The 20,444-nt window shown below is 53.9% G+C and carries 20 protein-coding genes; 14 read left to right on the top strand and 6 right to left on the bottom strand.

Annotation, left to right across the window (positions count from 1 at the left end; all coding sequences use genetic code 11):
• Position 1: 1 nt before the first annotated feature.
• Positions 2–814, bottom strand: a complete 813-nt coding sequence (gene mlaF / locus AC0XWG_RS09880; RefSeq protein ID WP_024906354.1) for a phospholipid ABC transporter ATP-binding protein MlaF — start codon at positions 812–814, stop codon at positions 2–4.
• Positions 815–1,041: 227 nt separating this feature from the next.
• On the opposite strand from mlaF, the gene AC0XWG_RS09875 reads away from it, so the two are divergent.
• From AC0XWG_RS09875 to npr, 11 genes are all read left to right on the top strand, one after another.
• Positions 1,042–2,019 carry a calcium/sodium antiporter gene (locus tag AC0XWG_RS09875; protein WP_028017029.1) on the top strand — a complete coding sequence of 326 codons (978 nt, stop codon included), beginning with the start codon at positions 1,042–1,044 and terminating at the stop codon, positions 2,017–2,019.
• Between the two features lie 13 nt (positions 2,020–2,032).
• Entirely contained in the window at positions 2,033–3,019 is a 987-nt protein-coding gene (gene kdsD, locus AC0XWG_RS09870; RefSeq protein WP_049007564.1) for an arabinose-5-phosphate isomerase KdsD, read from the top strand.
• 14 nt (positions 3,020–3,033) lie between these two features.
• Positions 3,034–3,600 carry a 3-deoxy-manno-octulosonate-8-phosphatase KdsC gene (kdsC, locus tag AC0XWG_RS09865; protein WP_475680770.1) on the top strand — a complete coding sequence of 189 codons (567 nt, stop codon included), beginning with the start codon at positions 3,034–3,036 and terminating at the stop codon, positions 3,598–3,600.
• A complete protein-coding gene (gene lptC / locus AC0XWG_RS09860; RefSeq protein ID WP_028017027.1) occupies positions 3,597–4,172 on the top strand; it encodes an LPS export ABC transporter periplasmic protein LptC in 576 nt (191 codons plus the stop codon). The genes kdsC and lptC overlap by 4 nt, the downstream gene beginning before the upstream one ends.
• The gene (gene lptA, locus AC0XWG_RS09855; protein WP_024906352.1) at positions 4,141–4,695 is read left to right on the top strand and encodes a lipopolysaccharide ABC transporter substrate-binding protein LptA; all 555 of its coding nucleotides are present in this window, start codon (positions 4,141–4,143) and stop codon (positions 4,693–4,695) included. The genes lptC and lptA overlap by 32 nt, the downstream gene beginning before the upstream one ends.
• A 6-nt stretch (positions 4,696–4,701) precedes the next feature.
• The gene (lptB, locus tag AC0XWG_RS09850) at positions 4,702–5,427 is read left to right on the top strand and encodes an LPS export ABC transporter ATP-binding protein (RefSeq protein WP_025756692.1); all 726 of its coding nucleotides are present in this window, start codon (positions 4,702–4,704) and stop codon (positions 5,425–5,427) included.
• 47 nt (positions 5,428–5,474) lie between these two features.
• A complete protein-coding gene (rpoN, locus tag AC0XWG_RS09845) occupies positions 5,475–6,908 on the top strand; it encodes an RNA polymerase factor sigma-54 (RefSeq protein ID WP_128348191.1) in 1,434 nt (477 codons plus the stop codon).
• A gap of 22 nt (positions 6,909–6,930) precedes the next feature.
• Positions 6,931–7,218 (top strand): ribosome hibernation promoting factor, encoded by a 288-nt coding sequence (hpf, locus tag AC0XWG_RS09840; RefSeq protein WP_008501444.1) that lies wholly within the window; start codon positions 6,931–6,933, stop codon positions 7,216–7,218.
• A gap of 82 nt (positions 7,219–7,300) precedes the next feature.
• A complete protein-coding gene (gene ptsN / locus AC0XWG_RS09835; RefSeq protein WP_008501443.1) occupies positions 7,301–7,792 on the top strand; it encodes a PTS IIA-like nitrogen regulatory protein PtsN in 492 nt (163 codons plus the stop codon).
• Positions 7,793–7,837: 45 nt separating this feature from the next.
• Positions 7,838–8,692, top strand: coding sequence for an RNase adapter RapZ (gene rapZ / locus AC0XWG_RS09830; RefSeq protein ID WP_028017025.1), 855 nt, complete (start codon positions 7,838–7,840; stop codon positions 8,690–8,692).
• Positions 8,689–8,961, top strand: a complete 273-nt coding sequence (gene npr, locus AC0XWG_RS09825; RefSeq protein ID WP_003861872.1) for a PTS phosphocarrier protein NPr — start codon at positions 8,689–8,691, stop codon at positions 8,959–8,961. Before rapZ ends, npr begins: the two co-directional genes overlap by 4 nt.
• Before the next feature lie 39 nt (positions 8,962–9,000).
• Here the strand turns inward: npr and mtgA are convergent, their stop codons facing one another.
• The 5 genes from mtgA to lptF all read right to left on the bottom strand — a co-directional run bounded on the left by mtgA (position 9,001) and on the right by lptF (position 15,260).
• Complete coding sequence (gene mtgA / locus AC0XWG_RS09820) at positions 9,001–9,726, bottom strand: monofunctional biosynthetic peptidoglycan transglycosylase (protein ID WP_128348192.1); 726 nt, start codon at positions 9,724–9,726, stop codon at positions 9,001–9,003.
• The gene (gene elbB / locus AC0XWG_RS09815; RefSeq protein WP_128348193.1) at positions 9,723–10,376 is read right to left on the bottom strand and encodes an isoprenoid biosynthesis glyoxalase ElbB; all 654 of its coding nucleotides are present in this window, start codon (positions 10,374–10,376) and stop codon (positions 9,723–9,725) included. Before elbB ends, mtgA begins: the two co-directional genes overlap by 4 nt.
• Before the next feature lie 232 nt (positions 10,377–10,608).
• Positions 10,609–12,942, bottom strand: a complete 2,334-nt coding sequence (arcB, locus tag AC0XWG_RS09810; protein ID WP_028017022.1) for an aerobic respiration two-component sensor histidine kinase ArcB — start codon at positions 12,940–12,942, stop codon at positions 10,609–10,611.
• A gap of 135 nt (positions 12,943–13,077) precedes the next feature.
• A complete protein-coding gene (gene lptG, locus AC0XWG_RS09805) occupies positions 13,078–14,160 on the bottom strand; it encodes an LPS export ABC transporter permease LptG (RefSeq protein ID WP_028017021.1) in 1,083 nt (360 codons plus the stop codon).
• Positions 14,160–15,260 carry an LPS export ABC transporter permease LptF gene (gene lptF, locus AC0XWG_RS09800; protein ID WP_028017020.1) on the bottom strand — a complete coding sequence of 367 codons (1,101 nt, stop codon included), beginning with the start codon at positions 15,258–15,260 and terminating at the stop codon, positions 14,160–14,162. The genes lptG and lptF overlap by 1 nt, the downstream gene beginning before the upstream one ends.
• Before the next feature lie 267 nt (positions 15,261–15,527).
• Here lptF and pepA point away from each other — a divergent pair, with 267 nt between their 5' ends.
• The 3 genes from pepA (at position 15,528) to AC0XWG_RS09785 (ending at position 20,424) form a co-directional block, all read left to right on the top strand.
• Entirely contained in the window at positions 15,528–17,039 is a 1,512-nt protein-coding gene (gene pepA / locus AC0XWG_RS09795) for a leucyl aminopeptidase (protein WP_028017019.1), read from the top strand.
• A gap of 86 nt (positions 17,040–17,125) precedes the next feature.
• A complete protein-coding gene (holC, locus tag AC0XWG_RS09790) occupies positions 17,126–17,569 on the top strand; it encodes a DNA polymerase III subunit chi (RefSeq protein ID WP_128348194.1) in 444 nt (147 codons plus the stop codon).
• Positions 17,569–20,424 carry a valine--tRNA ligase gene (locus AC0XWG_RS09785; protein ID WP_108091088.1) on the top strand — a complete coding sequence of 952 codons (2,856 nt, stop codon included), beginning with the start codon at positions 17,569–17,571 and terminating at the stop codon, positions 20,422–20,424. The genes holC and AC0XWG_RS09785 overlap by 1 nt, the downstream gene beginning before the upstream one ends.
• Positions 20,425–20,444 lie beyond the last annotated feature (20 nt).

The following is a 20,444-nucleotide window of genomic DNA, read 5'->3' as shown; positions in this document are numbered from 1 at the left end:
CTTAACTCCCTATTCCCAGTAAATCGTCACGATAGTCGCCCGCCGGGTAGCGGAACGGCACAGGGCCATCTGCAATACCGTCAAGGAACTGCCGCACGCGCGGATCGCAATTTTCCTGCAGCGCCTGAGCGCTACCGTGTGCGACGATCTTTTTGTCCGCCACGATATAGGCGTAATCGGCAATGCTCAATACTTCCGGTACATCGTGAGAAACCACGATACAGGTAACGCCGAGCGCGCTGTTCAGCTCAGAGATGAGCTTCACCAGCACACCCATCGTGATAGGATCCTGTCCGACAAACGGTTCGTCGAACATGATTAAATCAGGTTCTAGTGCAATGGCTCGCGCCAGTGCAGCGCGTCGCGCCATCCCACCGGACAGTTCCGAAGGCATCAGTTTTGCAGCCCCTCGCAGACCGACGGCTTCAAGCTTCATCATCACCGTGCTTTTCAGCAGCTCAGGCGGCAGGCTGGTATGCTCGCGCAGCGGATAGGCCACGTTATCAAAGACGTTCATGTCGGTGAACAGAGCCCCCGACTGAAAGAGCATGCTCATGCGTTTACGGACAGTATACAGGCGCGAGCGCGACATCTCCGGGATGTTTTCGCCATCAAAGAGGATTTCACCGCTATCCGGTGGGATCTGCCCACCAATGAGGCGCAGCAGGGTCGTTTTACCGATCCCGGACGGCCCCATGATGGCAGTGATCTTGCCACGCGGTACGGTCAACGAAATATCATCAAATATCAATCGGTTGGCGCGAGAAAAACTCACACCGCGAACATCGACTAAATTCGCCATCGTTTGGCTCATTTATTGTTCCTTTCTTACCCTGCTCACATTAAGGCATGCAGCCTGAATCAGCCCCAAACTCAGCATTTTTACAGAATAATAGCCGTTGAGGTTAGCGAAAGCTGGCATTTGTTTTACTTTTCCGGCGCATAAAGTCAAAATTAGGAATTCGTTACGCCTCAGACAGTATGCAGTCCAGCCATTCCCGCGCGATGGACCGACGAGTATACCTGAAGAAAGGACTTTTGATGCTTTTAGCAACAGCACTGTTAATAATTGGTTTACTTTTGGTGGTCTACAGTGCTGACCGTTTAGTGTTTGCTGCATCTATCCTGTGTCGTCTGACTGGCGTACCGCCTGTTGTCATCGGGATGACCGTTGTCAGTGTTGGAACGTCGCTTCCTGAAATCATCGTCTCTGTTTCAGCATCGCTGCATGGTCAGGTAGACCTGGCTATTGGCACCGCGATTGGCTCGAACATCGTCAATATATTACTGATTTTAGGCCTGGCGGCACTGCTCCACCCATTTCGCGTACATTCCGATGTTCTGCGCCGTGAATTGCCGCTAATGTTAATCGTAAGCCTGCTGGCAGGGTGCGTATTTTATGATGGCGTACTGAGCTACAGCGACGGCATTTTCTTGCTGGCGCTGGCCGTCATCTGGCTGCTGTATAGTGTTAAAATCGCCCGCCAGGCTGAAAAGCTGGGTCAGGATAGCCTGACTCGGGAGCAGGTTGCCGAACTCCCGCGGGAGGGCACGCTGCCTGTAGCACTACTTTGGCTTGGCGTCGCGCTGATCATCATGCCAATGGCAACGCGCATGGTCGTCGACAACGCGACAGTACTGGCGAACTATTTTGCCATCAGTGAACTGACCATTGGCCTGACGGTCATTGCCATCGGCACCAGCCTGCCGGAGCTGGCCACGGCCATTGCGGGAGCACGTAAAGGTGAAGATGACATTGCCATTGGCAATATCATCGGTTCCAACATTTTTAATATCGCGATTGTGATGGGCCTGCCAGCCCTGATAACGCCCGGGCCTTTTAACCCCCTGGCGTTTTCACGCGATTACGGTGTGATGTTGCTGGTCAGCGTGATATTTGCCCTGCTCTGCTGGCGGCGGCAACGCCAGATCGGCAAAGGCGCAGGCGCGCTGTTGACGGGTGGATTTATCGTATGGATGGCGATGCTGTACTGGCTCTCGCCTCTTCTCTCTGGGTAAACGGAAACGCATTATGTCGCAAATAGAATTGCAGCCGGGTTTTGACTTTCAGAAAGCAGGCAAAGACGTTCTGGAGATTGAACGTGAAGGTCTGGCGCAGTTAGATCAGTACATTAATCAGGATTTTAGTCTGGCATGTGAGAAGATATTCTACTGTGCCGGTAAAGTCGTGGTAATGGGGATGGGCAAGTCCGGTCATATTGGCCGCAAAATGGCCGCGACGTTTGCCAGCACCGGAACCTCTTCTTTCTTTGTACACCCGGGGGAAGCCGCACACGGCGACCTGGGGATGGTCACGCCGCAAGATATCGTCATCGCACTGTCAAATTCCGGTGAATCCAATGAGATCCTGGCGCTGATCCCGGTACTGAAGCGACTGCATGTCCCCCTCATTTGCATGACCAGTCGCCCGGAAAGTAGCATGGCGCGGGCGGCCGATATTCACCTGTGCGTTAAGGTTCCCAAAGAAGCCTGCCCTCTGGGCCTGGCTCCGACCTCCAGCACCACCGCGGCACTGGTCATGGGTGATGCGCTTGCCGTAGCGCTGCTGGAAGCCCGCGGTTTTACCCCTGAAGATTTCGCACTTTCTCATCCCGGCGGTGCGCTTGGGCGCAAGCTGCTTCTGCGGGTCAACGATATTATGCACACCGGGGATGAAATCCCTCACGTCAGTAAAGCGGCCTCCCTGCGCGATGCGCTGCTGGAAATCACCCGCAAGAATCTGGGTATGACAGTCGTGTGCGATGATCTGATGAAAATTCAGGGGATCTTCACCGATGGGGACCTGCGTCGCGTGTTTGATATGGGTGTAGATGTCCGCACGCTTGGCATTGCCGATGTGATGACACCTGGCGGCATCCGCGTTCGCCCGGGTACGCTGGCAGTGGATGTGCTGAACCTGATGCAGTCCCGTCATATCACCTCCGTTATGGTTGCCGATGGCGACCAGTTGCTGGGTGTGGTACATATGCATGATCTGCTACGCGCAGGCGTAGTGTAATGAAGGATAAGACAATGAGTAATGCGGGTGCATTCCTTGCAACCTGTTATGGTCCGGTCAGTACCCATATGATGGCGAAGGCAGAAAAGATTCGCCTGCTCATCCTGGATGTGGATGGGGTCCTCTCCGATGGCCTGATTTACATGGGCAATAATGGTGAAGAGCTGAAAGCGTTTAACGTTCGCGACGGTTACGGTATCCGCTGTGCCCTCACCTCGGGTATCGAGGTAGCGATAATCACCGGGCGAAAAGCTAAACTGGTAGAAGATCGCTGTGAAACGCTGGGCATTACCCATCTGTATCAGGGACAATCCGATAAGATGGCGGCGTTCAATGATTTAGTGGGTAAACTGGCAATTGCACCGGAAAACGTGGCTTATGTCGGGGATGACCTGATTGACTGGCCAGTAATGGCTGAGGTCGGCCTGAGTATCGCCGTTGCCGATGCGCATCCGCTGTTGCTCCCACGCGCTGACTACGTTACCCACATCAATGGCGGCCGCGGTGCCGTACGTGAAGTCTGCGATCTGCTTCTGCTGGCGCAAGGCAAGCTTGATGAGGCCAAAGGGCAATCAATATGAGTAAAACCAGACGTTGGGTTATCATTCTGCTTTCGCTTGTCGCACTGGTATTGATTGGCGTGAATATTGCCGATCGCGACGATACGCAAACGGAAGTGATCAACAATAACGATCCAACCTATAAAAGCGATCACAGCGACACCGTGGTCTACAGCCCGGAAGGGGCACTGAACTATCGCCTGATTGCCCAGCATGTTGAATATTTTTCAGATGACGGTATTTCGTGGTTTACCCAACCTGTCATGACGACGTTTGATAAGGACAAAGTCCCGACGTGGTCAATCAAGTCAGACCGGGCAAAACTGACAAATGACCGTATGCTTTATCTATATGGCCACGTTGAAGTCAACGCTCTGACGCCTGACTCGCAACTGCGAAAAATTACGACGGATAATGCCCAGATCAACCTGGTGACCCAGGATGTGACGTCGCAGGATCTGGTCACTCTGTATGGCACAACATTTAATTCCAGCGGTTTAAGAATGCGCGGGAACTTACGCAGCAAAAACGCCGAGCTGATTGAAAAGGTTAGAACCTCCTATGAAATTCAAAACAAACAAACTCAGCCTTAAAGTAATTATCGCTAGTGCGATGCTGGCGACCAGTCTCCCCGCGCTTGCTGTAACGGGCGATACCGACCAGCCGATCCATATCGAGTCAGACACGCAGTCTCTTGATATGCAGGGTAACGTCGTCACCTTTACGGGTAATGTCGTCATGACCCAGGGCACCATCAAAATCAACGCCGACAAAGTGGTCGTTACCCGTCCGGGTGGTGAGCAGGGCAAAGAGATTATTGATGGCTACGGCAACCCGGCAACCTTCTACCAGATGCAGGACAACGGCAAGCCGGTGAAGGGCCACGCCACGCACATGCACTATGAGCTGGCGAAGGATCTGGTCATCCTGACGGGTAATGCCTATCTGGAACAGCTGGACAGCAATATTACCGGCGACCAGATCACCTATCTGGTGAAAGAGCAAAAAATGCAGGCCTCCAGCGAGAAAGGCAAACGCGTAACCACCGTGCTGGTTCCGTCGCAGCTGCAGGACAAAGGTAAAGGCCAGGCCCCGGCACAGAAGAAGAGTAACTAATTCGTTATGGCAACATTAACTGCAAAAAATCTCGCGAAGGCCTATAAGGGCCGCCGTGTCGTAGAAGATGTCAGTCTGACCGTCAACTCCGGCGAAATTGTGGGCCTGCTTGGCCCTAACGGTGCGGGTAAAACCACAACCTTCTACATGGTCGTTGGCATTGTGCCGCGCGATGCCGGCAACATTGTTATTGACGATGAAGACATCAGTCTTCTGCCGTTGCACGCTCGCGCGCGTCGCGGAATCGGCTATCTGCCGCAGGAAGCCTCTATTTTCCGTCGTCTTAGCGTTTACGATAACCTGATGGCGGTTCTACAAATTCGTAACGACCTGACCAGCGAACAGCGACAGGATCGTGCCAACGAGCTGATGGAAGAGTTCCACATTGAGCACCTGCGTGACAGCCTCGGTCAGGCGCTCTCCGGGGGTGAACGTCGCCGCGTTGAAATCGCGCGTGCGCTGGCCGCAAACCCGAAATTTATCCTTCTGGATGAACCGTTTGCGGGCGTTGACCCCATCTCCGTTATCGACATTAAACGTATCATTGAACACCTGCGCGACAGCGGGCTTGGTGTACTGATCACTGACCACAACGTGCGTGAAACGCTGGCCGTGTGTGAACGCGCCTATATTGTGAGCCAGGGCAATCTGATCGCCCACGGTACGCCGCAGCAGATCCTCGAAGATGATCATGTTAAGCGCGTCTATCTTGGGGAAGACTTCAGACTCTGATAGGGTAGAGGTAACGTAACGCCGAACCGGAGAAAAATGCTCTGAACATGAAGCAAGGTTTGCAATTAAGGCTCAGCCAACAACTGGCGATGACGCCGCAGCTACAGCAGGCAATTCGCCTGTTGCAACTGTCCACGTTAGAACTCCAGCAGGAGCTCCAGCAGGCGCTGGACAGCAATCCGCTGCTGGAACAAACCGATCTTCATGACGAGGTAGATACCCAGCAGTCGCAGGAGACAGAAGCGCTCGATACCGCTGATGCACTCGAACAAAAAGAGATGCCGGACGAGCTTCCGCTGGATGCCAGCTGGGATGAAATCTACACCGCCGGAACCCCTTCCGGTACGCGTGCAGACTACCAGGATGATGAGCTACCGGTCTATCAGGGTGAAACCACCCAGTCGCTACAGGATTATCTGATGTGGCAGGTGGAACTGACCCCCTTCTCCGATACCGACCGCGCGATTGCCACGTCAATTGTCGATGCCGTTGACGACACGGGCTATTTGACCGTCACGCTGGACGATATTCTGGAAAGCATGGGCGACGACGAGATAGAGCTTGAGGAAGTTGAAGCCGTTCTGAAGCGTATCCAGCGTTTCGATCCGGTCGGTGTGGCGGCAAAAGATCTACGCGACTGCCTGCTGATCCAGCTTTCTCAGTTCAGCAAAGAGACGCCATGGATTGATGAGGCGCGCGTTATCATTAGCGATCATCTGGATCTGTTGGCTAACCACGATTTCCGCACCCTGATGCGCGTCACACGCCTGAAAGAAGATGTGCTGAAAGAAGCGGTGAATCTGATCCAGTCGCTCGATCCACGCCCCGGACAGTCGATCCAGACCAGCGAACCCGAGTACGTGATCCCGGATGTGCTGGTCAGAAAACACAATGGCCGCTGGGTCGTTGAACTGAACTCTGACAGCATCCCTCGCCTGCAAATCAACCAGCAGTATGCCTCCATGTGCACCAGCGCACGAAACGACTCTGACAACCAATATATTCGTAGCAATCTGCAGGAAGCGCGATGGTTGATCAAAAGTCTGGAGAGCCGAAATGATACGCTGCTCCGCGTCAGCCGCTGTATTGTCGAACAGCAGCAGGCTTTCTTTGAGCAGGGCGAAGAGTATATGAAACCGATGGTACTGGCAGATATTGCCCAGGCCGTCGAGATGCATGAATCAACCATTTCCCGCGTCACGACGCAGAAGTATCTGCACAGCCCACGCGGTATTTTTGAGCTTAAGTATTTCTTCTCCAGTCATGTGAATACCGAGGGCGGCGGTGAAGCGTCGTCAACGGCAATTCGCGCACTGGTGAAGAAGTTGATCGCCGCGGAGAACCCCGCGAAGCCACTGAGTGACAGTAAGTTAACCACCATGCTGTCCGACCAGGGTATTATGGTGGCACGTCGTACTGTTGCGAAGTATCGAGAGTCTTTATCCATTCCGCCGTCCAACCAGCGTAAGCAGCTGGTTTGACACAACCGATAAGGAAGACACTATGCAGCTCAACATCACTGGACAAAACGTCGAAATTACTGAGGCTTTACGCGACTTCGTGAACGCGAAGTTTGCAAAACTCGAGCAGTATTTCGAAAGGATCAATCAGGTCTATATTGTGTTGAAAGTGGAGAAAGTGACTCATATCTCGGATGCAACCCTGCACGTCAACGGGGGTGAACTCCATGCCAGTGCGGAAGGGCAAGACATGTATGCGGCTATCGACGGCTTGATTGATAAGCTTGCGCGACAGCTTAATAAACATAAAGATAAACTGAAACAACACTAATTGTCCGGGCAGTTAACGGGTGCAGGACGGCCTGTTGTGAAACACAACGGGCCATTTGTACAGTTAGCGCTTAGGTGAAATTATGATGAACAACGATTCCGCTCTTCAACTGAGCAATGTCCTTAACCAGGAATGTACCCGCAGTGCAGTTCACTGCCAGAGCAAAAAGCGTGCGCTGGAGATCATCAGTGAACTGGCCGCAAAACAGCTGGGCCTGCCGCCGCAGGTAGTGTTCGAAGCTATCCTGACCCGTGAAAAGATGGGCAGTACAGGCATCGGCAATGGCATCGCGATCCCGCATGGCAAACTGGAAGAAGACACCTTGCGTGCCGTCGGTGTGTTTGTGCAACTGGAAACCCCTATCGCCTTCGATGCCATTGATAACCAGCCCGTCGATCTCCTCTTCGCGCTGCTGGTGCCTGCTGACCAGACGAAAACCCACCTGCATACGCTTTCTCTGGTCGCAAAACGCCTGGCTGATAAAACCATTTGCCGTCGACTGCGCTCAGCCCAAAGTGATGAAGAGCTCTATCAAATTATCACTGAAGCAGAAGGCAATCAGGATGATGCATAACCAGGAGATGGCTTTCACATCTGTTGTCCTGAGGAGAAACGGAACATGGTACTGATGATTGTCAGTGGCCGTTCGGGGTCGGGGAAATCCGTTGCTCTGCGCGCGCTGGAAGACATGGGTTTTTACTGCGTAGATAACCTGCCGGTCGTGTTGTTACCCGATCTGGCTCGGACGCTTGCGGAAAGACAAACCTCTGCCGCCGTCAGTATCGACGTTCGTAATATGCCTGAATCGCCAGAAATTTTTGAGCAGGCGATGAGTAACCTGCCTGAGGAATTCTCACCTCAGTTGCTGTTCCTGGATGCAGATCGTAATACCCTGATCCGCCGCTACAGCGATACCCGCCGTCTGCATCCGCTTTCCAGTAAGAACCTCTCTCTGGAGAGCGCTATCGACGAAGAGAGCGATCTGCTGGAGCCGCTTCGTTCTCGTGCTGACCTGATCGTCGACACCTCTGAGATGTCCGTTCATGAGCTGGCGGAAATGCTGCGTACCCGTTTGTTGGGCAAGCGCGAGCGTGAACTGACGATGGTGTTCGAGTCCTTCGGCTTTAAGCACGGTATCCCCATTGATGCGGATTATGTTTTCGACGTGCGTTTCCTGCCGAACCCGCACTGGGATCCAAAACTGCGTCCAATGACAGGTCTGGATAAACCCGTCGCGGCCTTCCTCGACCGACACACAGAAGTTCACAATTTTATCTACCAGACGCGAAGCTACCTTGAGCTATGGTTACCTATGCTGGAAACAAACAATCGTAGCTACCTGACAGTGGCGATTGGCTGTACCGGCGGTAAACATCGTTCGGTCTACATCGCCGAACAGCTGGCCGATTATTTCCGTTCACGCGGAAAGAACGTTCAGTCCCGTCATCGCACGCTGGAAAAACGTAAAACATGACCGTAAAACAAACTGTTGAGATCACCAATAAGCTGGGCATGCACGCACGCCCGGCGATGAAGCTGTTTGAGCTGATGCAGGGGTTCGATGCAGAAGTTCTGCTGCGTAATGATGAAGGCACAGAAGCGGAAGCGAACAGCGTGATCGCACTGCTGATGCTGGACTCAGCCAAAGGACGCCAGATTGAAGTAGAAGCCACCGGCCCCCAGGAAGAGGAAGCGCTGGCGGCGGTGATTGCGCTGTTTAACGCCGGTTTTGACGAAGACTAACGTTCGTCCCTTCGGCGGGTGGCGTTGTGCTTACCCGCCCTACATGAGATTATTACGCTGCATAAACCCCTCCCCGCCCAGTTGATTCATCTGGCGCATAATCCACGCCTGTCGGCTTCGCACGTAGCCTGATGGGGCACTGGCTTTAAAACGGATGGGATTAGGTAAAACAGCGGCCAATAGCGCAGCTTCTGACATACTTAGACGGCTTGCAGGCTTATTGAAATAACGCTGCGCAGCGGCTTCCACACCAAATACGCCGTCGCCAAACTCAGCGATATTGAGATAGACGGTCAGAATGCGTCTTTTGCTCCAGACCGTTTCCATCCCCAGGGTCAACCCCGCTTCCAGCCCTTTTCGCACCCAGCTTCGACCATCCCATAAAAACAGATTTTTGGCCGTCTGCTGCGACAACGTCGACGCGCCGCGCACGCGGTTTTCGTGGCGTTCGTTATGAGCAAGCGCCTTCTCAATGGCCGCCACGTCGAACCCCCAGTGCTCCGGGAATTTCTGATCCTCTGCCGCGATGACTGCCAGCCCCATGAACGGTGAGATCTCGTCCATGCTTACCCAGTCGGAATGTGCAACATAGCGGAAATCCCCAGAGAGCCATGCGCCAATCTGGCGCTCAACCATCACAGCAGAGAAAGGGACCGGTACAATGCTGAATAAAGCAATCCCGCCGCCCCAGAAGACCGCCAGTACGAGCAGAGCTCTCAGCAGGAAACGCTTTAACCTTGCACCGGGACTGAACTTACGACTCATTCAGCAAGCACCAGCACTCTGTCCACCAGCTTTTCAATGCCCGTGGCTGCTTCAGCAATATTCTGCGCCAGCATGTATGCAGGCGCGGTAATAATTTTATTGTCTTCGTCCACCACGATGTCATCGACAGGACACGGCACATGTTCGCCGCCCATATCCTCAACAACTTCAGCAGTGTCGATGTCGGTCCCAATGGTCAGGCGCAGTGGGAAATCAAAAATTTTCGGCAGCATCGCCGGGGCAATACAGATAAAACCCAGCGGTTTACCCGCAGCGTGCATCGCACGTGACAGCGCTTTTAAATCCGGATCAACATGGCACTCTGCCCCCTGGGAAGCAAAGCTGCTCAGGTTTTTCGCTGCGCCAAACCCGCCTGGCACAATTAACCCATCAAGCTCTGAAGCATTAGCCTGATTAAGAGGGTGAATATCGCCGCGAACAATGCGTGCCGCTTCAATCAACACGTTACGAGTTTCCGCCATCGGCTCGCCGGTCAAATGATTAATTACATCAGTCTGGCTTTTATCCGGCGCGAAGCAGACAACATCAGCTCCGTTTCGGGAAAGCGCCAACAATGTGATGACGGCTTCATGTATCTCTGAACCGTCGTAAACACCACATCCGCTCAGCACGACACCAATCTTTTTCATCATCAGGTTCCTTCTTTGCAACTCGCTGAAGCACATTAATAATTTTGATTAAAACGCTATGCTTCACACATTTCACTGATTCATGTAACAAACCATTTAAGATTTGCTATCTTATCTGCGTGCGGCCTAAATTTTTCAGGCGGCGCCCATTCGAAAATAACTTGAAAAAACAGGCGCAGCCAAGATTTCCCTGGTGTTGGCGCAGTATTCGCGCACCCCGGTTAAGCCGGGGTCATTTTTTTCTGGCGTCGACCCAGGCTTTAAGTACCGCAACATCGTTTTGCCACTCTTGTTTCATCTCTTCGACCCAATCACCCACGTTATCTTCCCATGCAGGTAAATCAGGCGACTGAATCTGTTGTCCCAGCTGTTGCAGGTGACGCAGGCCAACCGAGCCGGCCGCACCTTTGATTTTATGCCCTTCTTCCACAATGCCTTTCTGGTCTCGTGCCGTCAGGTTTGATTCCAGCACACTCAGATAGCCAGGCATCATCTTTTCGAACACGGCCAGACCGTCGGTAATCAGTTTTGGACCAACCAGATCGATATACTGCTCCAGCATCGCGGTATCGAGTATCGTTTGGGCTTTTGCGCTATCAACAGACGTCATGGTGCTCTCCTCTTCATCACGGGTATCCCAGAACTTCTTGATCATGGCGGTCAGGGCAGGCACCGCCAGCGGTTTGCTAAGCACATCATCCATACCGGCATCGAGGTACTCTTTTTTGTCTTTCAGCACGTTCGCCGTCAGCGCGACCAGCGGCGGCAGATCGTCAGCGGCATACTTGCTCGTCAGTTCACGTGAGATATCCAGCCCGGTCATATCCGGCAGTTGAATATCCAGCAAGACGAGGTCATATTCACCCGGTTTAAACATCTCTAGCGCGGCTTTACCGGTCATTGCCACGTCCACACTGTTACCCAGTTTTTCCAGCACCGAGCGTGCCACAATTACGTTCAGCTCGATGTCTTCCACCAACAGGACGTGCAGCGCGGGCAGCGGCATATCGTCGTTTTCAAAGGTATCCTCAACCTCTTCAGCCACCGCTGGCGCATGTACCGTCAGCGTGAAGGTCGAGCCTTTGCCCGCCTGGCTGGTTACCGTAATGTCCCCGCCCATACTCTTCGCAAGCCGTTTAGATACCGCCAGGCCAATGCCTGTACCGGTGGCAGGTTTCCCGCCGTTGCTGTCTTTCACCTGGTAGTACATCGCGAAAATTTTGTCCTGCTCCTCCTGCGGAATGCCAATCCCGGAGTCTTCCACCTCGAAGTGCAGCATGTCACCTTCGTCATAGCGGATGCGCACCGCAACCTGCCCCTTCTGGGTAAATTTCACGGCGTTACTGATAAGGTTCCACAGGATCTGGCGCAGGCGGGTACCGTCCGTGACCACTTTATGCGGCAGTGGCAGGGAGGGTTCCATCACAAAACTCAGCCCTTTCTGCTGCGCCTGCAGACCGGACAAGTTTTCCAGATCGGCCATAAAGCTGGTGAAATCAACCGGCTGGTTATCCAGCTGGACTTTACGGCGCTCCATCTTATCCATGTCGATAATATCATTGAAGATATTCCCCAGCGTGACCGCCGAGACATGGATCGTTTTGAGGTATTTTTCCTGTTCCGCGGTCAGATCGGTATCCAGCAAAATACGGCTCAGACCGACAATGCCATTAAGCGGCGTACGCAGTTCGTGGCTGATGGTGGAAATAAAGGTGGTCTTATCGCGGCTGGCACGTTCCAGGGCATCCTGATAGCGCTTACGCTCGGTAATATCGCGACCAAAGCCCATCAGGCCATGACGTTTCCCGACGCGGTCGTAGTACGGCACTTTACGGATCTCAAAGCAGGCTTTGCGCCCGTCCGGGTAATCCAGCCACTGTTCATAGGTCAGCGAGACGTTGTGGCGGAAGACTTTTTCATCTGTCTCCATGACCTTGGCCGCCGCCTCCTCAGAATAGACATCCTGAGGTTTCAGGTGAATCAGCTGCTTTTCACTTTTCCCGGTCAGCAGCTCCATCGCCCGGTTACAGCCGGAGAATTCTTTGTCTTCGTTACGGTAGAAAACCAGATCCGGTGAAGCATCGAGGAACGAACGCAGGAAAGAGGATTGCTGCTCAAGCTGGATCTGCGTCACCTCACGCTCTTTCATTTCGATTTTAAGCTGCTCCAGTGTGGCCTGACGTTCGGCTTCCGCCTTCTCACGATCTGAAATCTCCTGGTTCAGCTGTGCAATGTTATCTTTTAGCTGAACATTGAGCTTCAGGTCGCGCTCGCGCATCTCTTCCAGTTTATCGACCAGTTTTGACAAACGCTGACGGGATTCTTCCAGCTGTTCAACCACCACGGAGAGGAAGTAGACCGCCCAGGGGGTAATGAGCAAGCCAAAGAAGATGGAGCGGATAACGTCGATACTCTCAACCTGACCATGCAAAACCATGGTGACGGCCATCTGCACAACGATGGCCAGAACGACCAGTGCCAGCGCAAGCAGCATGGAGAAACGCACCAGCCCGAGCTTCATCATCAGGTCGACGTAGTACTGGGCAAGCATTCGAATTTGCTTCATAGGGGATCCCTTCACGACTTTATCGCTCAATAATACTCAAATTCGCGGCGGGGCGTTGAAGGTTGTGAGAAAAAGTGCGGGGTGAAACAGGAGATTAGCCCCGCTCCCGGTTAACCGGAAGCGAGGAGAGGTCAATCAGGAGCGTTTCAGAAGCAGCCAGAGGCTGATCAGGAGGAAACTGGCGCTTGGCAGCAACGCACCAATAATCGGTGGGATGCCGTAAACCAGCGTCAGCGGGCCGAAGATCTGGTCGAGCACGTAGAATACAAAGCCAAAGCTGATACCGGTTACCACACGTACACCCATCGGCACACTACGCAGGGGGCCGAAGATAAACGACAGCGCCATCAGCATCATCACCGCCACGGACATTGGCTGGAAGATCTTGCTCCACATGTTGAGCTGATAACGTCCGGCATCCTGGCCGCTCGACTTCAGGTATTTCACATAGTTGTGTAAACCGCTGATAGAGAGCGCATCTGGATCCAGTGCCACAACACCGAGCTTATCCGGCGTGAGGTTCGTCTTCCACGTGCCGGAAACCGTCTGAGAACCGGTGATCTGTTTCGGGTCTGTCAGGTCAGACTCATCTACCTGTGACAAACGCCACTGCTTATGTTCGGGATCAAACTTCGCCGATGAGGCGTGTTTGACAGACAGCAAACGGCGCTGGTCGTTGAAGGAGTAGATACTCACACCGCCTAACTCATCGTTGCCTTTTACACGTTCAATGTAGACGAAGCTTTTTCCGTCTTTCGCCCACAGACCTTGCTGAGTGGAAAGCAGAGAGCCGCCGTACATCGCCTGAGCACGGTAGTTACGCGCCGTTTGTTCACCTTGCGGTGCCACCCACTCGCCAATCGCCATGGTCAGCAGCACCAGAGGGATCGCGGTTTTCATTACCGACAGCGCAACCTGCATACGGGTGAAGCCCGATGCCTGCATGACGACCAGCTCGCTGCGCTGGGCCAGCATCCCCAGCCCCAGCAGCGCACCTAACAGTGCTGCCATCGGGAAGAAGATTTGCACATCTTTCGGCACGCTGAGCAGGGTGTACATCCCCGCGCCCATCGCGTCATAGCTCCCCTGCCCGGCTTTTTTCAGCTGATCGACAAATTTGATAATGCCGGAGAGCGACACCAGCATGAACAACGTCATCATGATGGTGGTAAAAATGGTTTTACCGATATAGCGATCAAGAACGCCAAACGCCTGCATTAGATGGCTCCTTTACGCGAGAATCGGGCACGTATGCGGCGCACTGGCACCGTATCCCACAGGTTTAATCCCAGCGCCAGTAAGATGTACAAGCTGTTGACGACCCATGTCCAGACCATGGGATCCAGCTTACCCTTAGCGCCGTTTGAGCGAATCGAGGTTTGCAGCAGGAAGTAGATCAGGTACAGCAACATCGCCGGCAGCATGGAGAGCACACGTCCCTGGCGAGGGTTGACCACGCTCAGCGGAACCACAATCAATGCCATCATAAACACCGTAAAGACGAGAGTAATTCGCCAGTGGAACTCAGCGCGCGCTCTGTCGGTATCGGTATTCCACAGCGTACGCATGTCCATTTGTTCGGTATCCGATGGGTCGAGCGCCACAGCCTGATGACCAATAATGGCCTGGTAGTTCTGGAAGTCCGTGATACGGAAGTCCCGCAGCATCGCGGTACCTTCAAAACGGGTACCTGTATTCAGCGTCACAATCTGCGAACCATCTTTGCGTTGAGCAAGCTGGCCAGAGTCGGCGACGACCACCGACGGACGTGCGTTACCTTTCGTACGCAGCTGCGCCAGAAATACGTCGTTGAATTTACTGCCGTCTACGCTCTCAATAAACAGCACAGAGTTACCGTCAGTCGCCTGCTGGAACTGCCCCTGGGCTAATGCCGCCATGCCGGGGTTCGCTTTCGCTTCGGCCAGCACTTCGTCCTGATGACGGGAGGACATGGGACCTGCCCACATTACATTCACCGCAGCAACGATACCGGTGAACAGCGCCAGTATCATCGCGGCCTTCACCAGCACGGCTTTGCTCAGACCACAGGCATGCATCACCGTGATTTCACTCTCGGTGTAGAGCTTACCAAGCGTCATGAGCAGACCAAGGAAAAGACTTAGCGGCAGGATAAGCTGCGCCATTTCCGGGATCCCTAAACCAAGCAGGGAAAGCACCAGATTCGTTGGAATTTCGCCGTCAACGGCCGCACCGAGGATCTTAACCAACTTCTGACAGAAAAAAATCAGCAGCAGGATGAAGAGGATCGCCAGTTGGCTTTTGAGCGTCTCCCGCACCAGATATCTTATGATTATCACTTTAAATACGCCCGTAAAAACCCGTCTCTTTGCTGGAAAATCGCTTGTTTCATGGCTTAAACGTCATTTATTCTCTTGAGTCGTCGAAATCATCGCTAAGATTAAAACACCCGGCGGATTCACGCTTCAGGACTTTTTTCTGACGTGTCGAAACCGTAATAACGTAAGATTAACACGAAGTCACCACAACAGCGGACATGAGTTACGAAAGCTTTCAATTCTATCTGTAGCTGCCGCCGTTGTCTTTAAGATTCAGGAGCGTAGTGCATGGAGTTCAGTGTAAAAAGCGGTAGCCCGGAGAAACAGCGGAGTGCCTGCATCGTTGTGGGCGTCTTTGAACCACGCCGACTCTCCCCGATCGCCGAACAACTCGATAAAATCAGTGACGGCTACATTAGCGCCCTGCTGCGCCGTGGCGAACTGGAAGGCAAACCTGGGCAGACGCTGTTACTGCACCATGTTCCGAACGTACTGTCCGAGCGCATTCTGCTGATTGGCTGCGGTAAAGAGCGCGAGCTGGATGAACGCCAGTATAAGCAGGTGATTCAGAAAACGATCAATACGCTGAATGATACCGGTTCAATGGAAGCTGTCTGCTTCCTGACAGAACTGCACGTCAAAGGCCGTAATACCTACTGGAAAGTTCGCCAGGCTGTCGAAACAGCAAAAGAGAGCCTGTACAGCTTCGATCAGCTGAAGACCAATAAAAGCGAGCCGCGTCGCCCGCTGCGTAAAATGGTCTTCAACGTGCCAACCCGTCGCGAACTGACCAGCGGCGAACGCGCTATTCAGCACGGTCTGGCGATTGCGGCTGGCATTAAGGCGGCGAAAGATCTCGGTAACATGCCGCCTAATATCTGTAACGCCGCGTATCTGGCATCCCAGGCGCGCCAGTTGGCTGATACCTACAGCAAGAATGTCATCACCCGCGTTATCGGCGAACAGCAGATGAAAGAGCTGGGGATGCACTCATATCTGGCCGTCGGTAACGGCTCTCAGAACGAATCCCTGATGTCAGTCATCGAATACAAGGGCAACCCGTCCGAAGATGCACGTCCAATCGTGCTCGTCGGCAAGGGCCTGACTTTCGACTCCGGCGGTATCTCGATCAAACCTGCCGAAGGCATGGACGAGATGAAATACGACATGTGCGGCGCAGCAGCCGTATACGGCGTGATGCGTATGGTCGCAGAACTTCAGTTGCCGATTAATGTCACTGGCGTACTGGCAGGCTGCGAAAACATGCCTGGCGGTCGCGCTTATCGTCCGGGTGACGTCCTGACCACCATGTCTGGCCAGACGGTTGAAGTCCTGAACACTGACGCCGAAGGCCGTCTGGTGCTGTGTGACGTGCTGACCTACGTTGAGCGTTTCGAACCTGAAGCGGTCATCGACGTGGCTACTCTGACCGGTGCCTGCGTGATCGCGCTGGGCCATCACATTACTGGCCTGATGTCGAACCACAACCCGCTGGCACACGAACTGATTGGTGCCTCGGAACAAGCCGGTGACCGCGCATGGCGTCTGCCGCTGGGTGATGAGTATCAGGAGCAGCTGGAGTCTAACTTTGCGGATATGGCGAACATCGGCGGCCGTCCTGGCGGTGCTATCACCGCAGGTTGCTTCCTGGCACGCTTCACCCGCAAGTACAACTGGGCACACCTGGATATCGCGGGCACCGCATGGCGTTCCGGTAAAGCCAAAGGCGCAACCGGTCGTCCGGTCGCGTTACTCTCGCAGTTCCTGCTGAATCGCGCAGGATTTAATGGCGACGAGTAAGTCAAAACGGCAGTAAACCGTAGGCCGGGTAAGGCGAAGCCGCCACCCGGCTTAAGCATTTAAAGTGAGCACAAGAAGCCCCATATATGAAGAATGCAACGTTCTACCTTCTGGACAACGACACCCATCAGGATGGCCTGAGCGCCGTCGAACAGCTGGTGTGTGAAATTGCCACAGAACGTTGGCGAGCAGGCAAGCGCGTTTTGATTGCCTGCGAAGATGAACAGCAGGCTATACGGCTTGATGAAGCCTTGTGGGCACGCCCGCCTGAGAGTTTTGTGCCGCATAACCTGTCTGGCGAAGGTCCGCGCGGCGGTGCGCCAGTCGAAATTGCCTGGCCGCAAAAGCGCAACAGCAGCGCGCGCGATATTCTGATTAGCCTGCGGATAGATTTTGCAGATTTTGCCACCGCTTTCACAGAAGTGGTAGACTTTGTCCCTTACGAAGAATCTTTGAAACAACTGGCGCGCGAACGCTATAAAGCGTACCGCCTGGCTGGTTTTAACCTGAATACGGCAACCTGGAAATAATGGAAAAGACATATAACCCACGCGATATCGAACAGCCGCTTTACGAGCACTGGGAACAGCAGGGCTATTTCAAGCCTAACGGCGACGAAAGCAAAGAGTCCTTCTGCATCATGATCCCGCCGCCGAACGTCACCGGCAGTTTGCATATGGGTCATGCTTTCCAGCAGACCATCATGGACACCATGATCCGCTACCAGCGCATGCAGGGCAAAAACACCCTGTGGCAAGCGGGTACTGACCACGCGGGTATCGCGACCCAGATGGTGGTTGAACGTAAAATTGCCGCGGAAGAAGGTAAAACTCGCCACGACTACGGTCGCGACGCGTTCATCGACAAAATCTGGCAGTGGAAAGCGGAATCTGGCGGTACCATTACCCGTCAGATGCGTCGTCTTGGCAACTCCGTGGACTGGGAGCGTGAGCGCTTCACCATGGATGAAGGCCTGTCCAACGCCGTTAAAGAAGTCTTCGTCCGTCTGTATAAAGAAGACCTGATTTACCGTGGCAAACGCCTGGTAAACTGGGACCCGAAACTGCGCACCGCAATTTCTGACCTGGAAGTGGAAAACCGCGAGTCTAAAGGCTCCATGTGGCATATCCGCTATCCGCTGGCCGATGGCGCGAAAACCGCCGATGGTAAAGATTACCTGGTGGTCGCGACGACCCGTCCGGAAACCCTGCTGGGCGATACCGGCGTGGCTGTTAACCCGGAAGATCCACGTTATAAAGATCTGATCGGCAAATTCGTGGTGCTGCCGCTGGTTAACCGCCGTATTCCGATCGTGGGTGACGAACACGCCGACATGGAAAAAGGTACCGGCTGCGTGAAAATCACCCCGGCGCACGACTTTAACGACTACGAAGTCGGTCGTCGTCACGCCCTGCCAATGATCAACATTCTGACCTTCGACGGTGATATCCGTGAAAGTGCAGAAGTGTACGATACCAAAGGCGAAGAAACTGACGTTTACTCAAACGCTATCCCGGCAGAATTCCAGAAAATGGAACGTTTTGCCGCGCGTAAGGCGATTGTGGCTGCCGTTGACGCACTCGGCCTGCTGGAAGAGATCAAACCTCACGATCTGACCGTGCCGTACGGCGACCGTGGCGGTGTGGTTATTGAGCCAATGCTGACCGACCAGTGGTACGTGCGTGCTGACGTACTGGCGAAACCGGCTGTTGAAGCGGTTGAAAACGGCAGCATCCAGTTCGTGCCGAAGCAGTACGAAAACATGTACTTCTCCTGGATGCGTGATATTCAGGACTGGTGTATCTCCCGTCAGCTGTGGTGGGGTCACCGCATCCCGGCATGGTACGACAACGAAGGCAATGTCTACGTTGGCCGCACGGAAGAAGAAGTTCGTCAGGAAAATAACCTGAGCGCTGACGTTGCGCTGCGCCAGGACGAAGACGTGCTGGATACCTGGTTCTCTTCCGCGCTGTGGACCTTCTCCACCCTCGGCTGGCCAGAAAACACCGACGCGCTGCGTCAGTTCCACCCAACCAGCGTGATGGTTTCCGGCTTCGACATCATCTTCTTCTGGATTGCCCGCATGATCATGATGACCATGCACTTCATCAAAGATGAAGACGGTAAACCGCAGGTTCCGTTCCATACCGTCTATATGACCGGTCTGATCCGTGACGACGAAGGCCAGAAGATGTCTAAATCCAAGGGTAACGTTATTGACCCACTGGATATGGTTGACGGTATCTCCCTGGAAGAGCTGCTGGAAAAACGCACCGGTAATATGATGCAGCCGCAGCTGGCTGAGAAAATCCGCAAGCGTACCGAGAAACAGTTCCCGAACGGGATCGAGCCTCACGGTACTGACGCCCTGCGTTTCACCCTGGCGGCACTGGCTTCTACTGGCCGTGACATCAACTGGGACATGAAGCGTCTGGAAGGTTACCGTAACTTCTGTAACAAGCTGTGGAACGCCAGCCGCTTCGTGCTGATGAACACCGAAGATCAGGATTGCGGCTTCAACGGCGGCGAGATGACTCTGTCTCTGGCAGACCGTTGGATCCTCGCGGAATTCAACCAGACGGTGAAAGCGTTCCGCGAGGCGCTGGACAGCTACCGCTTCGATATCGCGGCAGGCATCCTGTACGAATTCACCTGGAACCAGTTCTGTGACTGGTACCTGGAGCTGGCGAAGCCAGTGATGAACGGCGGTTCTGAGGCGGAACTGCGCGGCACGCGCAACACGCTGATTACCGTGCTGGAAGGTCTGCTGCGTCTTGCGCATCCAGTCATTCCATTCATCACCGAAACCATCTGGCAGCGTGTGAAAGTGATTGCTGGCATCAACGCAGACACCATCATGCTGCAACCATTCCCGGAATTCGATGCGGCGAAGGTTGATGACGCTGCGTCAGCAGATACCGAATGGCTGAAACAGGCGATCGTTGCAGTACGTAACATTCGTGCAGAAATGAACATCGCCCCGGGTAAACCGCTGGAATTGCTGCTGCGTGGTTGCAGTGAAGCTGCTGTTCGTCGTGTCACCGAGAACAACACCTTCCTGAAAACCATGGCGCGTCTGGAAAGCATCACTGTGCTGCCTGCAGATGATAAAGGTCCGGTATCCGTGACTAAAATCATCGACGGCGCAGAGCTGCTTATCCCGATGGCGGGCCTGATCGACAAAGACGCCGAGCTGGCTCGTCTGGCGAAAGAAGTGGCGAAAGTCGACGTGGAAATCGGCAAAATCGAAAGCAAGCTGGCGAACGAAGGCTTTGTGGCCCGCGCGCCGGAAGCGGTCATCGCCAAAGAGCGTGAGCGTCTGGTTGCTTTCGCTGATGCGAAGACCAAACTGATTGAGCAGCAGGCAGTGATTGCCGCCCTGTAATGCTTTTACCCCTTACGCTT

Source organism: Enterobacter sp. DVT3837 (assembly GCF_056238685.1).
Note: the sequence above shows the minus strand (reverse complement) of the source record. Positions and strands in the feature narration are given on the sequence as shown.

Coding starts and splice junctions, on each gene's coding strand:
- mlaF (WP_024906354.1), bottom strand. CDS start 814: ATGAGCCAAACGATGGCGAATTTAGTCGATGTTCGCGGTGTGAGTTTT.
- AC0XWG_RS09875 (WP_028017029.1), top strand. CDS start 1,042: ATGCTTTTAGCAACAGCACTGTTAATAATTGGTTTACTTTTGGTGGTC.
- kdsD (WP_049007564.1), top strand. CDS start 2,033: ATGTCGCAAATAGAATTGCAGCCGGGTTTTGACTTTCAGAAAGCAGGC.
- kdsC (WP_475680770.1), top strand. CDS start 3,034: ATGAGTAATGCGGGTGCATTCCTTGCAACCTGTTATGGTCCGGTCAGT.
- lptC (WP_028017027.1), top strand. CDS start 3,597: ATGAGTAAAACCAGACGTTGGGTTATCATTCTGCTTTCGCTTGTCGCA.
- lptA (WP_024906352.1), top strand. CDS start 4,141: ATGAAATTCAAAACAAACAAACTCAGCCTTAAAGTAATTATCGCTAGT.
- lptB (WP_025756692.1), top strand. CDS start 4,702: ATGGCAACATTAACTGCAAAAAATCTCGCGAAGGCCTATAAGGGCCGC.
- rpoN (WP_128348191.1), top strand. CDS start 5,475: ATGAAGCAAGGTTTGCAATTAAGGCTCAGCCAACAACTGGCGATGACG.
- hpf (WP_008501444.1), top strand. CDS start 6,931: ATGCAGCTCAACATCACTGGACAAAACGTCGAAATTACTGAGGCTTTA.
- ptsN (WP_008501443.1), top strand. CDS start 7,301: ATGATGAACAACGATTCCGCTCTTCAACTGAGCAATGTCCTTAACCAG.
- rapZ (WP_028017025.1), top strand. CDS start 7,838: ATGGTACTGATGATTGTCAGTGGCCGTTCGGGGTCGGGGAAATCCGTT.
- npr (WP_003861872.1), top strand. CDS start 8,689: ATGACCGTAAAACAAACTGTTGAGATCACCAATAAGCTGGGCATGCAC.
- mtgA (WP_128348192.1), bottom strand. CDS start 9,726: ATGAGTCGTAAGTTCAGTCCCGGTGCAAGGTTAAAGCGTTTCCTGCTG.
- elbB (WP_128348193.1), bottom strand. CDS start 10,376: ATGAAAAAGATTGGTGTCGTGCTGAGCGGATGTGGTGTTTACGACGGT.
- arcB (WP_028017022.1), bottom strand. CDS start 12,942: ATGAAGCAAATTCGAATGCTTGCCCAGTACTACGTCGACCTGATGATG.
- lptG (WP_028017021.1), bottom strand. CDS start 14,160: ATGCAGGCGTTTGGCGTTCTTGATCGCTATATCGGTAAAACCATTTTT.
- pepA (WP_028017019.1), top strand. CDS start 15,528: ATGGAGTTCAGTGTAAAAAGCGGTAGCCCGGAGAAACAGCGGAGTGCC.
- holC (WP_128348194.1), top strand. CDS start 17,126: ATGAAGAATGCAACGTTCTACCTTCTGGACAACGACACCCATCAGGAT.
- AC0XWG_RS09785 (WP_108091088.1), top strand. CDS start 17,569: ATGGAAAAGACATATAACCCACGCGATATCGAACAGCCGCTTTACGAG.